This is a genomic window from Faunimonas pinastri (assembly GCF_900110915.1).
Taxonomy (GTDB): domain Bacteria; phylum Pseudomonadota; class Alphaproteobacteria; order Rhizobiales; family Afifellaceae; genus Faunimonas; species Faunimonas pinastri.
This window is the reverse complement of sequence record NZ_FOFG01000012.1, coordinates 31,838-44,370: the sequence shown is the minus strand read 5'-3', so window position 1 is coordinate 44,370 and position 12,533 is coordinate 31,838. Positions and strand designations below refer to the sequence as shown.

The window sequence follows — 12,533 nt, the reverse complement described above, 5'->3', positions numbered from 1 at the left end:
GCGAAGACCTGCGTTATAGCGCGAGCTTAAATGGGATGCGCCGCGGCAAATCCAATCCCTTTGTACCTCTTCACGCGCTAGTTAATGCGTCAGCTCGCAGGTGTCGCGCAAAACGAGGTCCGGGAAGCGCTGCTTGATGTTGTCGAGCTCCCACGAGTTGCGCGCCAGGAACACCATACGCCCGTCGCGATCCTCGGCAAGGCTGGTCAGCGCCTCCGCCTTCAGCTTCTCGATAGCGTCGCTGCCGGCCGGTGCCGTGATCCATCGCGCCGTCTGGAACTGCACCGGCTCCACCGTGATCTCCGCGCCGTATTCGCCGGCCACGCGCGAGGACAGCACGTCGAGCTGCAGGATGCCGACCACGCCGACGATCCACTGCGAACCGATCAGCGGCTTGAAGACCTGCACCAGGCCCTCCTCGGCGAGGTCCTGAAGCGCGGTGCGGACCTGCTTCACCCGGCCGGAATCTCCGGGCATGACGCGGCGGAGTACTTCCGGGGCGAAGGAGGGAAGGCCGGTGAAGTTCAGCACCTTCTGCTCCGACAGCGTGTCGCCGACGCGCAGCGTGCCGTGGTTCGGGATGCCGATCACGTCGCCGGCCACCGCGTCGTCCGCGATCTGCCGCTCCTGGGCAAAGAAGAGCACGGGGCTGTGCACCGTCAGCGCCTTGCCGGTGCGCACATGGTTGAGCTTCATGCCGCGGCGGAAACGCCCGGAGCAGAGACGCAGAAAGGCGATACGGTCGCGATGGTTGGGGTCCATGTTGGCCTGGACCTTGAAGACGAAGCCGGTGACGTTCTCGTCCGTGGGCTCCACCGGATCGCCGTCGGTCGGCTGCGTGCGCGGCGGCGGGGCAAAACCGGCGATCAGGTCGAGCAACTGGTCGACGGAATAGTCGCGCAGCGCGCTGCCGAAGATCACCGGCGTCAGGTGCCCTTCGCGGAAGGCCTCGGCGTCGAACTCCGAGTAACCTTCCCGGGCGAGCGACAGGCTGTCGCGGAATTCCGAGATGATGTCGCCATGCACCGCCTCGTCCAGGCGCGGATCGTCGGGCCCGTCCATGGGACGTACCGTGTCGAAGGCATGGCTGCGGCCCTGGCTGGAGGTCAGGAAGTTGTTGGTCAGCACATCGAAGCAGCCGTAGAAATCGGTGCCCATGCCGACAGGCCACACGACCGGGGCGGCATCCAGCGCCAGCGTCGATTCGATTTCGTCCAGCAGCTCGAACGGATGGCGGGCTTCGCGGTCGATCTTGTTGATGAAGGTGATGATCGGAATGTCGCGCAGGCGGCAGACCTCGAAGAGCTTGCGGGTCTGGGCCTCGATGCCCTTCGCCGCGTCGATCACCATCACGGCGGAATCGACGGCCGTCAGCGTGCGGTAGGTATCCTCGGAGAAGTCTTCGTGGCCGGGCGTGTCCAGCAGGTTGAAGACGAGGCCGTTCCGCTCGAAGCGCATGACGGTGGACGACACGGAGATCCCGCGCTCGCGCTCGATCGCCATCCAGTCCGACCGTGTGCGCCGGCGCTCGCCACGGGCGCGCACAGCGCCGGCCATACGGATCGCGCCGCCGGCCAGGAGCAGCTTTTCCGTCAGCGTGGTCTTGCCGGCGTCCGGATGCGAGATGATCGCGAAAGAGCGACGCAGCCGGAATTCGTCCTCCGGGGCGACGTCGGCTTGGGCGCCGGAAAGGGCCGCCGTGGATCCGGCTGCGGAGGAAAGATCGGTCATGTGCTTCGAGAACCCCAGTCGGCGGTGTCGTGAAACCAGCCGGCAATGGCGCGGATTGCGCGCCTCGTTGCCCGCTCCTTACGCGATTTTGCGCCGCTTGTGGAGAGCGCGGGCCTCGGCAGGATCGACACTCCTGATCTATGGGGCGCGACCCTTTCGCACAAGGCGCGCAAGCGCATTTGACAGGCGGCCCTTCCTTCCTGTTAAACTCGACATCTGTTTTCAAGTCATCTCGTGATCTCTGGGCCTTGAACCCGTCGATGCGGAGAGTGGACATGTTTCTGGCGGTTTCCAGCGGGTGCAGGGCGGCATGATCGTCTGTTCCTGCAATCTGATTACGCGCGGCGATATCGAGAATGTCATCACGCGCCTGGTGGTCGATGATCCCTATGCGGTGCTGACCCCGGGCCTGATCTATCGCGAGCTCGGCAAGCGCGGCAAATGCGGCGGCTGCTTTCCCCAGGTCAGTCGACTGATCGTCGATTTCGGCGCCGAGATCCGTGATCGTGTCCTGGCGGGGCAGGCGATCGAGCAGGCGCCCCACGCCAACGACGATCAACCCGATCGGGTCAATTGGAATTTGAAACGATTCTAATCTGGCATCTTCGCAAAAATCGTCCTATGAGGATCGTGAAATCCGCATTGAGGAGATTTTTTCGTGAAGGGTGCACCCCAGGTCATCGAACGTCTCAACCAGGCCTTGAAGCTGGAACTGGGCGCTATCAACCAGTACTGGCTTCATTATCGCCTGCTGGACGATTGGGGCTTCACGCTGCTGGCCCGCAAGGAGCGCGCCGAATCCATCGAGGAGATGAACCACGCTGACCGTCTCGTGTCGCGCATCATCTTCCTGGAAGGCCATCCCAACCTGCAGACGGTCGCGCCGCTGCGCATCGGCCAGAACATCCGTGAAGTGCTTGAGGGCGACCTGGCCGGCGAATACGATGCCGTCCAAGCCTACCGCGAAGCTCGCGATGTCTGCCACGAAGTTCGCGACTACGTTTCCATGAAGATCTTCGAGGAACTGCTGCGCGACGAGGAAGGCCATGTGGACTTCCTGGAAACGCAGATCGACCTCCTGAACTCGCTGGGCGAGCAGAACTACATGCTGCTCCAGTCCGCTTCCGCGGACAAGGCGGAGAGCAACGCGGCCGGTGGCGGCGAGGAGCACTAGGCTTCCCGCCTCCCAAGGCTTCGCTGGAATCGAAAAGGGCGGCCTGGCCGCCCTTTTTCTTGCGCGCTGTCTCGAGCCCTAGCCCTGCAGTTCTTCCTTCAGGGCCTCCAGCGTCAGCCAGCGGTCCTCCATCTGGGCAAGCTTCATCTGCGCCGCTTCCAGCGCGGTTGCTGACTTGTTGAAGCTTTGCGGGTCACGCGCGAAGAGATTGCCGTCGGCGAGCTGCGCCTGAAGCTTCGCGATCTCGGCCTCCGTCGCCGCGATCTGGCCGGGCAGCTTTTCCAGTTCGTGCTTCTCGTTGAAGCTCATCCTCCGCTTTCCTTGGCGGGAGGCGTCCTGCCCATCCCTGGCCGCCGCTGACTGCTGCTTCTTCGGCGTCGACTTCGATCCGGCTTCTGCCGTCGCCGGGCGGCCCTTGCGCTGGCGCAGCATGTCGGTATAGCCGCCGGCATATTCCAGCCAGTTGCCGTTGCCTTCCGAGGCGAGCACCGAGGTCACCGTCCGGTCCAGGAAGTCACGATCGTGGCTGACCAGCAGGACGGTGCCGTCATAGTCGGAGATCATCTCCTGCAGGAGGTCCAGCGTTTCGAGGTCGAGATCGTTGGTCGGTTCGTCCAGCACCAGGAAGTTGGACGGCATCGCAAGCGCGCGAGCCAGCATCAGCCGCCCGCGTTCGCCGCCGGACAGCACGCTCACGGGGCTACGCGCCTGCTCCGGCGTGAACAGGAAGTCCTTCATGTAGGACATGACGTGCTTGGGCTGGCCGCCGACCTCGATCGTGTCGCCGCGCCCTCCCGTCAGCGCCTCCGTCAGCGTCCAGTTCGGATCGAGTTCGTCGCGCCGCTGGTCGAGCTTCACGACCTGCAGATTCGCGCCGAGCTTCACCGTGCCGCTATCGGGTTTGGAAAGCCCCGTCAGCATGTTGATCAGCGTCGTCTTGCCCGCGCCATTCGGGCCGACAAGGCCGAGCCGGTCGCCGCGCTGCACCCGGAGCGAGAGGTCGCGGACGATCGACCGCTCGTCATAGGACTTGGCGATGTTCTTCGCCTCGATCACCAGCTTGCCGGAGGTCTCGCCCGACGTGACCGTCATCTTGACGGAGCCGGCGACCTTGCGCTGCTCGGTGCGCTCCGTCTTCAGGTCCTGCAGCGCGCGCAGGCGGCCCATGTTGCGCTTGCGCCGGGCGGTCACGCCATAGCGCACCCAGTCGAGCTCCCGCTCGATCTTGCGGTCGAGCTTGTGCCGCTCAATCTCTTCCTGCTCCAGCGTGGTGTCGCGCCAGGCCTCGAAGGCGCCGAAACCCTGATCCAGCCGGCGGCTCTGGCCGCGGTCTATCCAGACGGTCGCATTGGAAAGCTGCTCCAGAAAGCGGCGGTCATGGCTGATCAGCACGAATGCGGAGCGCATGCCGCGAAGCTCGCTTTCCAGCCATTCGATCGCCGGGAGATCCAGGTGGTTGGTGGGCTCGTCGAGCAGCAGCACGTCCGGTTCGGGCGCGAGGGCCCGCGCGATGGCGGCCCGGCGGCCTTCACCGCCCGACAGATGCGACGGGTGTTCCTGGCCGGTGAGACCGAGCGCGTTCAACAGGTAGAGCGCGCGGTAGTGATCGTCGCCCTGCGTGAGGCCCGCCGCGACATAGGCCTCCGTCGTCTCGAAGCCGGAAAGGTCCGGCTCCTGCGGCAGGTAGCGGATGGTGGTGCCGCTCTGGACCACGCGCTCGCCGCCATCGGATTCCACGAGGCCGGCCGCGATCTTGAGAAGGGTCGACTTGCCCGAGCCGTTCCGCCCGACAAGGCAGAGCCGCTCGCCGGAGCCGACGGAAAGGTCCACGCCCTCCAGAAGGGGCGTGCCGCCAAAGGTCAGGCGAATATTCTGCAGGCTGAGAAGGGGCGGGGAAGCGGCCAAGACATGTTTCCGGAACTGATCCGGTTCCACGTAGCAATCCCGCCGCCCCTATACCAGTGCCGTGCCACCGTCTTTGCCGCGGCACCGGTGCTTCCGGGGAGGGGCTTTGGTCAGACGACCTTCACCTCGAGATCGCCGATGCCGTCCACATGCGCCTGCATGACGTCGCCGCGCTCCACCGCGCCGACGCCGGCGGGGGTGCCCGTCATGATGACGTCGCCGGCCGCCAGCCGGAACAGGCCGGAAAGGTAGGAGATCGTCTCCGACACCTTCCAGATCATCTGGTCGAGATTGCCTTCCTGCCGGGTCTCGCCATTGACCTTGAGCCAGATCGCGCCGCCCTGCGGGTGGCCGATCTCCGTTGCCGGGACCAGGGCGCCCGCCGGGGCGGATCCCTCGAAGGCCTTGGCGATCTCCCACGGGCGGCCGAGCTTCTTGGCTTCCGCCTGCAGGTCCCGCCGCGTCATGTCCAGGCCGATGCCATAGCCGAAGACATGGTCCAGGGCCTGCTCCTGCGGAATATCCATGCCGCCTCTGCCGAGCGCCACGATCATCTCCACCTCGTGGTGAACGTCGTGGCTTGCCGGGGGATAGGGAAAGACGCCGTCGGAGACGAGATTGTCGGGGTTCTTCTGGAAGAAAAAGGGCGGCTCGCGGTTCGGATCGTGGCCCATTTCCACCGCATGGGCGGCATAGTTCCGGCCGACGCAATAGACGCGGCGCACGGGAAAGAGCTGGTCGCTGCCGCGGATCGGCAAGGTGGGGCAACTGGCGGGCTGGAAGAAATAGGACACGGACGCTCCTCGAAACGCGGACAGGTCGTAGGGAGCGATTAGACCTATTCGGCCCGCCGTGCCATGCCTGTTGCTCAGGCGCGACGAACGGCGTCGATAAGCCGGGCCAACGTTTCGCGAAGCAGCGGCTCGCCGCCGAAGCAGAGGCCGAGATCATGGAGGCCGGCGCAATCCATGACATTGGCGGGCGGGGAGCCGGGCTCGGGCAGCGGACCCTCCCGGCCCGTGAGCTCACGAACCAGCGCGACGACATCGCGAGTGGAGACGACGCCGTCGCTGCAATTGAAGGCACGGCCGGCCACCGCCCCGGCCGGCGCGGTCAGGAGCCGCCAGACGGCATCGGCCACGTCGTCACCGTGAACCTCGGTGGCCGCGCGCGGCGCCGGCAGTTTCCCTTCGGTCAGGAGATTGCGGACGAGGTCGAACCACTTGCTGCGCTCCACGGGATTGACCAGCCCGTAGACGCCGGTGGGGCGGAGGGCGGCGACCGGCCAGCCTTCGCCGAGCCCCCAGCTCTGGACGAAAGCCTCCATCGCGGCTTTCACGGCGCCGTAATGCGTGTCGGCGGAAAGGGATGCGTCGTCCGCAACGGAGCCGGTGCGCGGCGCGGCGCCGAAGACCGCGCGGCTGGACAGCACGACGCAGCGGCCGACGCCCGCGTCGCGCGCTTCCCGCATCAGGTTCAGGCTGCCGCCCACATTGGCCTCGATAAAGCCCGCGGGGTCCGTACCCTCGCCGCCACGAAACCGGCCGGGCACATGCTCCAGCGCGGCGTGGATCAGCAAATCGGCACCGGCGACGAGCGCCCTGGCGGATTGCCGGTCGGACAGGCTGCCGGGCAGCCATTCCACCGCGGCAGGCAGCAGGGATATGTCGGAAGCAGGCCGTCGCCACGCGCGAACGTGCACGCCTTCGGCCAGCAGGCGGTTCGTGATGAACTGGCCGATCGTCCCCGTCGCGCCGGTGACGGCTGCGATCAAGCGGTGCGGTCCTGGCGATCCTGCGGCGGCAGCACGGGCAAGTGCTCGGGCGCCGCGCCCCCTTCATGCATGTGCCACCAGAGGTCGATCAGCGGCTGCAGCAGGTGCCGCTTCGGGTTCACCGCCGCCCATGGCTTCTCGTACTGGTAATGCACGACGCGAATGCTCTCCCACACCCAGAGCTGGGGCAGGTTGAAATAGACGTACTGCATCGTGTTGAAGATATAGGGGAGCTTGTGCCAGTCGGGGAAGAAGCTCTGCAGGAAGGTCTGGTCGGTCCGCCGCCAGAATATGCCGGGCTGGTCCAGTTCCTCGATCATCCGGTCATAGGTGGCGCGGTTGGGCTCGGCGACGAAGATGCCGGAATTCAGCCGGTGGAAGTCGGCCAATTCTTCATAAAGGTTCGGTGCGCCGGAAAATTCGGGAAAGCCGAACAGCATGTCGATCGGCTTCACCACCAGCGAGTCGGCGTCCAGAAAGACGACCTTGCGGAACTGGTCGAGCTTCCAGAGTTCCAGCTTGCAGAAATTGTCGATCGGGTCGTGGAATGCCGGCTTGTTGCCCTTGTTGAAGGGCGCGGCGCGGTGGAGCGCCTCGCGGCTGTGCTTCTCCCGGAAGCCGTCGGAAAGCTGCGGCTGCGACACCGGAACGACCATGGCGCCTTCGGCTTCCAGCGCTTCCAGTCCCTCCGCCTCGGCGGTTGCGAGCACGACCAGCGGCGCCTGCGTGCCGGTGTGCTTCAGCGAGCGGGCAAGGGCGAGCGCTCCCATGCCGTATTCGGCGTTGGTAACCAGCGTGGCGTAGGCGACATCGCCGCCGGCCTTCCCCGGCGCGGGCGGGAGAGCCGTGCTCACGGACGTCTTTTCCATTCGCGATCTCCTTGTCCCGCCTACAGCCGAATTGCCGGGCATCCGGGAGCGCCGACATGACGTGGCAATCGCAGCTTATATCGTCGTTTCCCGACGATTTGCCAACAGCTTGCGCCTTTATCCAACGCCTGGATCAGGCCGCCGGTTGCGCTGGCAGGGCGCGAAGATGCGCGTCGAAGTTGCGGGGAAGCGTGCTGGCGGCAAGGCTTTCGCCGCCAACGGTCGCTTCCACCACGGTGCCGGAGCCGGAGCTGACCATGAAACGGCCCGTTCCGGCGGCACGGATGCCGGAACCATCCATCACGCCGGTGCGCCCGACGAGCTTGCCCGAAGCCGCGTCGAGATAGACGACCACGCCGCCGGGCGGGGACGATGCGGCGATCACCGAGCCGTCGCCGCTGGCGGCCATGCCGCCGATATAGCCGCGGAGCATGCCGAGATCGGCACCGGGCATGTCGGCGAGGCGGATCTCGCCATCCACCCGGGCGCGGCCGAGAAGCTGCGGCTGCTCGCCTTCGCTGCCCTGCCACTGCGTCCCGAACCAGACCTGCCCGGTCGCATCGGCGGCGAGATGGCGGATGGAAAGCTGGTGCAGATCTGTCGGCAGGGTATGGCGGGCGACGAGGTCGCCGCTGGCGACGTCCAGGAAGCACAGCGAGGGTTGCATGGTGGCCAGGTTCAGCTTGTCGCGGCCATAAAGCGGATTGGTCTCGATGCCGCCATTGGCGACGGCCAGAGTGCGGCCGTCCGGCATCAGGATCAGCTCGTGCGGACCGATGCCGTAGGTCGGGAACTCCCCGATCCGGTGATAGCCCGCGCCGACGTCGTAGATTCCAACGACGCCGCGCGCCGCGCCGAAATCGTTCTCGCTGGCGTAAAGCACGCGCCCATCGGCGGAGAAGGCGCCGTGACCGTAGAAATGACGATCCGGCCGCGCGGTGAAGACCAGCGGCTCGGCCGTTCCCGCAGCGTCGAAGGCGACGGCGAACGTGCCGGGGCGGCGGGCGAAGGCCACCGCCCGGCCCGTCCGTCCGTCGATCGCCAGATCGTGCCCCCGGGCCGGCAGCGGCACTTCGCGCACGATCTCGCCGCGCTCCGAAAGGATGGTGATGGCGTAGCTCTGGTCCGGCCGTCGCGCGGCGGCAAGGAACAGCAATTCGCTCCGCTCCAGCGCCAGCGCCCCCTTGGGCGTCAGTCCGCTTGCGACCAGCGCGCCCGCGCCGGCCAGCAGCGTGCGCCGATCAATCGCCGTCGAGAGCATTGAAGCCCACCGAAAGCCCCACCGCGGGGGCGTATTTCTGCTGATAGAGGGTTCGCAGGCTCTGCAGCGAGATCACCGAGTAGGCGAGCCGGTCATGCTGGTCCTGATCGGCGACGGCGGCTTTCAGGTCGGGCGCCGTCACATGGGCGAAGGCGTCGTCGAGGTTGGCCCATTCGTCCCGGGTATTGCGGACGACGAAGCGATGGTCGGCGGGCAGCAGCTTCAGCATGCCGGAAGCATCGGAAAGACGCTTCAGCGCATCCTTGGACGCGCGATAATAGGCCAGCGCATTGCCGGACGCGGCATAAGGGGCCAGAGCGGGCCGGGCAGTCGCGGGCGCATCGCCGATGGCCGGCGCGATGCGCTGGTCCGCAAGCTGCTCCAGTCCGGTCAGCTCGGCCTTGAGCACCTCCGTCATCGGCTCGGCCGGGGCGCGATAGACGCTGTTCTGCGGACCCGGCGAAAGCATTCGGGCGCGCCAGCCGTCCGGCTTCGTCCAGTCCATGACGATCTCGCCGGAAAGCGCGACGAGATTGCGCCCGATCGCTTCGGCGAGACGGCAGCGGAACGGATCGGCACTGTCGGAAGTCAGCACGCCACCGGTGCCATAAAGCAGGGCTTCCAGCGCCGGGATGCCCTGCAGGGCGACGCTCTGCTTGGCGAGCGCGCCGGGCTGCAGGATGGCGGGATCGGGACGGGCGAGAAGCATGCGGATCTGCCGGGCGCCGACGCCATGCGGGTCGGGCCAGAAGGAAAAGCGCTCAAGCCTGCCGCCTTGCGCCATCGGGCCGAACTGCATGAAGTCCACGCCGGCGAATGCCTTCACCAGATCCGTCATGCCGGCTTTCAGCGCCTCGCGCCTGGTCGGATCCGGCGCGGCGCAATAGGCGCCGAGATCGTCGGCAAGCTTGCCGGCATCGGCCTGCAGGTCCCGGTAGGCCGGCAGGATGTAGCCGTCGATCGCCTGCGTCACCGCCGGCATGTAGTCGATCGCGGCCGCCGCCGAGGCCGCCGGTGCGGGGGCCTGCGGAGCAGCGGGCTGGGCGGAGGGCGCGGGCTGGGCTATCGCGGCGGGAATGCCGAGGGTTGTCCAGGCGACGGCGATGATGATCGATCGGAACGTCATAGGCCCTCCACATAGGCGATAAGCGCGGCTCGGTCGTCGGCACCGAGACCGGCAAAGGCAGCGGCGGCGTTGGCCGCCTCGCCGCCATGCGCCCGGACGGCCGCCTCGACGGTCGGCGCGCGGCCGTCGTGCAGGTAGCGCCGGAGCCCTTTGGAATTGGCCATATCGATCAGCGGTGCCGTGCGCCACTCGAAAGATGCCGCACCCACTTCCGGCATGCCGTCGTCCAGCCCCGGCCCCATGTCGTGCAGGAGCAGATCGGAGAAAGTCGGAACGGGCTTGCCGTCGCGGCCGGGCAGCGAAGGCACATGGCAGGCGGCGCAGCCGGTGCTGGCGAAAAGTGCCGCGCCGCGGCTGTCCGCTGGCGCCGCGTGAACCGGCAGGCTCGCGACATAGGCGGCGACGAGGCCAAGCATCTCACCGGAGATTTCCTGGTTGTCGAAGCCGGGGCTGTTGCCGTTCGGGGCGGCGAGGCAGTCCTTCTCCGCCTCGGTGCAGTCGCCATATGGCCGGGGCATGAGCGGACTGGAAAGCCCGATATCGAGGGCGAAAGCCTCCGCCGTCTGATGCCGGAGGTCGATATTGCGCGCTTTCCAGCCGAAGCGGCCGACCCGCTCCCGTCCGTCGATCTCGATCGTACGGGGGCGGCCATGAATGCCGCTGTCGGCAGCCGCTTCCCTTGCCGCCTGCGCGCGGATCGCCTCATCCGGAATTCGGTCGAAGCCGCCGCGGCCGAAAAGCGGACCCGCCTGCCGGACGGAGATATGGGCACGGAGCGGCGGCAGGCCCTCGCTGAGCGTGACCGAAGTGGCGAGACTCCCATCCGTGCCGGCGGCAAAGGCGAGGCGGCCTTCCGGCTCCAGCCCGGTCACCGCTGCCGTCTGGATCTGCTGGCCGTAGAAAGGATCGATCGTGCCGTCCGGCATGCCGAGCCGCGCGACGGCGCCGTGCACGCTCCAGCTTCCGTCGCCGTTTCGGAGAAACCGCGCCCCGCCCCCGCCGGCGTGGCAAAGCGCGCAGCCGCGCTCGTTATAAAGCGGCCCGAGCCCGTCATCGCCTTGGGTGGAGGAGGGCGCCTGCACCCACATGCGGTCGAAAAGCGCGCGGCCCATGATGCGGTCGAGACCGGCATCCGCGAAGGCCGCCGTCGCCAGCAGCGCGCCCGCGCCGGCCAGCGACCCGGCAAGAATTGCCCGCAGCTTCATGTGACGCGGACATAGCCCATCATCCCCGTCTCCTGGTGCTCGATGATGTGGCAGTGGAACATCCAGTCGCCGGGGTTGTCGGCGACGAAGGCGACCTGCACCCGCTCGTTGGGCAGGAGCAGCACCGTGTCGGCATGGTGGACCGGCAGGTGCTTGCGCTTGTTGGATTTCAGCACCTTCCACGTATGGCCGTGGAAGTGGATCGGGTGCATGTGCGGGGTGACGTTGATTAGCTCGAAGACGTAGCTCTTTCCCCGCGTAAGCGTCGCCAGCGGCGGCGGAACGTGGAGGTGGTCGCCCATCGGCCAGGACTGCTTGTTGATCGCCCAGTAGACCGTCTTGGACGTGCAGAGATCGTCAATGAAGCGGCCATCGGCGGGGCCGGTCGGGGCGACGGAATTGTCGGTCGCCTGCGAGAAGGTGAAGGGCAGCTTCTCCGCGGTGTCCAGATCGGGCACGGGGATCGGCGAGGCGATGAGCGGGGCCGGCGCTAAGGCCCCGGTTCGCCTGTCCGCGCCATGGGCGGCGAAATGGGCGAGTGGCACCGGCTCCGGCGCGAAATAGTCCACGAGCCGGGCGACCTTGCCGTCGGCGGGCGAGCGCATGGCGACGTCGATCCGCATGGCCGGTCCCATCTGCCAGGTCTTCAGCGGGAACGGCTCGACCGCGTTGCCGTCGATGGCGATGACGAAAGCTTCCGCGCCCTCGATGCCGGCCATCATGATCCGCGTGCGGTCGACATTCAGGATGCGCAGCCGGATATCGGCTCCCGCCGGCACGTCGTAGGTCGGCGCGATCTCGTTGTTGGTGCTGCGGATGTTGCCGAAGGTCCCGGAGCGCGCCGCCTCGTTGGTGACGAAGGGCAGGAACCGCCCGTTCTCGTCGATGCTCCAGTCGCGCAGGACGAGGATATGCTCGTCGTCAAAGGGGCGGCTTTCGTCACCCTCCACGATGAGGACGCCCATCAACCCGCGCCCGAGCTGCTCGGCCGTGTTGCAATGGGTGTGGAAGAAGAAGGTGCCGGCGTCGGGCGGCCTGAAGCGATAATCGAAGGACGCGCCGAACGGCACCGGGGCCTGCGTCAGGTTCGGGACGCCGTCCTCCCGGTTGGGGATGCGCAGGCCGTGCCAGTGAATGGTGACGTCCTGGCCCTTCAGGTCGTTCCGGAGGTGGGCGGCGATCGTGTCGCCGCGCCTGATGCGGATCACCGGCAGCGGGGTTTCCGCGCTGAGCGTCCAGATCGGCGCGGTGCGGCCGCCGAAGCAGGGCAGGGCGTTCGGCCGTTCGGCCGCGACATAGGTGAAATCGTGGACGACCGTCGTCGCGGATTCCGGCGGGAGTTCCCCGAGCGTCGCCTGAGTGGCGGCGGGCGCGGGAGCTGCCACCGAGGAGCCGTGGGATCGCAAGACGACCGCGCCAGCGGCTGCGCCGGCGAGGCCGATGAAATGTCTGCGTGTCAGCATATGAGCCGGGACGCGGACCTGCCGC

The 12,533-nt window shown here is 67.0% G+C and carries 11 protein-coding genes; 2 read left to right on the top strand and 9 right to left on the bottom strand.

Annotated elements, in window-relative coordinates:
• Positions 1 to 81: 81 nt before the first annotated feature.
• Positions 82 to 1,731, bottom strand: coding sequence for a peptide chain release factor 3 (locus BMY25_RS14970; RefSeq protein WP_092497969.1), 1,650 nt, complete (start codon positions 1,729 to 1,731; stop codon positions 82 to 84).
• Between the two features lie 310 nt (positions 1,732 to 2,041).
• On the opposite strand from BMY25_RS14970, the gene BMY25_RS14965 reads away from it, so the two are divergent.
• Positions 2,042 to 2,326 carry a (2Fe-2S)-binding protein gene (locus tag BMY25_RS14965; protein ID WP_143061987.1) on the top strand — a complete coding sequence of 95 codons (285 nt, stop codon included), beginning with the start codon at positions 2,042 to 2,044 and terminating at the stop codon, positions 2,324 to 2,326.
• 63 nt (positions 2,327 to 2,389) lie between these two features.
• On the top strand, positions 2,390 to 2,905 hold the full coding sequence (gene bfr, locus BMY25_RS14960; RefSeq protein ID WP_092497965.1) for a bacterioferritin: 516 nt from the start codon (positions 2,390 to 2,392) through the stop codon (positions 2,903 to 2,905).
• A gap of 78 nt (positions 2,906 to 2,983) precedes the next feature.
• On the opposite strand, the gene BMY25_RS14955 is transcribed toward bfr, so the two are convergent.
• From BMY25_RS14955 to BMY25_RS14920, 8 genes are all read right to left on the bottom strand, one after another.
• Positions 2,984 to 4,810 carry an ABC-F family ATP-binding cassette domain-containing protein gene (locus BMY25_RS14955; RefSeq protein WP_092497963.1) on the bottom strand — a complete coding sequence of 609 codons (1,827 nt, stop codon included), beginning with the start codon at positions 4,808 to 4,810 and terminating at the stop codon, positions 2,984 to 2,986.
• 110 nt (positions 4,811 to 4,920) lie between these two features.
• Entirely contained in the window at positions 4,921 to 5,604 is a 684-nt protein-coding gene (locus tag BMY25_RS14950; protein ID WP_092497961.1) for a fumarylacetoacetate hydrolase family protein, read from the bottom strand.
• Between the two features lie 74 nt (positions 5,605 to 5,678).
• On the bottom strand, positions 5,679 to 6,584 hold the full coding sequence (locus tag BMY25_RS14945) for an NAD-dependent epimerase/dehydratase family protein (RefSeq protein WP_092497959.1): 906 nt from the start codon (positions 6,582 to 6,584) through the stop codon (positions 5,679 to 5,681).
• A complete protein-coding gene (locus BMY25_RS14940; protein WP_092497957.1) occupies positions 6,581 to 7,453 on the bottom strand; it encodes a glycosyltransferase in 873 nt (290 codons plus the stop codon). The genes BMY25_RS14945 and BMY25_RS14940 overlap by 4 nt, the downstream gene beginning before the upstream one ends.
• 133 nt (positions 7,454 to 7,586) lie before the next feature.
• Complete coding sequence (locus BMY25_RS14935; RefSeq protein WP_092497955.1) at positions 7,587 to 8,714, bottom strand: DUF1513 domain-containing protein; 1,128 nt, start codon at positions 8,712 to 8,714, stop codon at positions 7,587 to 7,589.
• Positions 8,695 to 9,840: an imelysin family protein gene (locus tag BMY25_RS14930; protein ID WP_092497953.1), complete on the bottom strand. Its 1,146-nt coding sequence runs from the start codon at positions 9,838 to 9,840 to the stop codon at positions 8,695 to 8,697. Before BMY25_RS14930 ends, BMY25_RS14935 begins: the two co-directional genes overlap by 20 nt.
• On the bottom strand, positions 9,837 to 11,045 hold the full coding sequence (locus BMY25_RS14925; RefSeq protein ID WP_092497951.1) for a di-heme oxidoredictase family protein: 1,209 nt from the start codon (positions 11,043 to 11,045) through the stop codon (positions 9,837 to 9,839). The genes BMY25_RS14930 and BMY25_RS14925 overlap by 4 nt, the downstream gene beginning before the upstream one ends.
• Positions 11,042 to 12,508, bottom strand: coding sequence for a multicopper oxidase family protein (locus BMY25_RS14920; RefSeq protein WP_092497949.1), 1,467 nt, complete (start codon positions 12,506 to 12,508; stop codon positions 11,042 to 11,044). Before BMY25_RS14920 ends, BMY25_RS14925 begins: the two co-directional genes overlap by 4 nt.
• Positions 12,509 to 12,533 lie beyond the last annotated feature (25 nt).

What these genes read in the sequence shown, in the direction of transcription:
- BMY25_RS14970 (WP_092497969.1), bottom strand. Translation starts at nt 1,731, where the DNA reads ATGACCGATCTTTCCTCCGCAGCCGGATCCACGGCGGCCCTTTCCGGC.
- BMY25_RS14965 (WP_143061987.1), top strand. Translation starts at nt 2,042, where the DNA reads ATGATCGTCTGTTCCTGCAATCTGATTACGCGCGGCGATATCGAGAAT.
- BMY25_RS14940 (WP_092497957.1), bottom strand. Translation starts at nt 7,453, where the DNA reads ATGGAAAAGACGTCCGTGAGCACGGCTCTCCCGCCCGCGCCGGGGAAG.
- BMY25_RS14935 (WP_092497955.1), bottom strand. Translation starts at nt 8,714, where the DNA reads ATGCTCTCGACGGCGATTGATCGGCGCACGCTGCTGGCCGGCGCGGGC.
- BMY25_RS14930 (WP_092497953.1), bottom strand. Translation starts at nt 9,840, where the DNA reads ATGACGTTCCGATCGATCATCATCGCCGTCGCCTGGACAACCCTCGGC.
- BMY25_RS14925 (WP_092497951.1), bottom strand. Translation starts at nt 11,045, where the DNA reads ATGAAGCTGCGGGCAATTCTTGCCGGGTCGCTGGCCGGCGCGGGCGCG.
- BMY25_RS14920 (WP_092497949.1), bottom strand. Translation starts at nt 12,508, where the DNA reads ATGCTGACACGCAGACATTTCATCGGCCTCGCCGGCGCAGCCGCTGGC.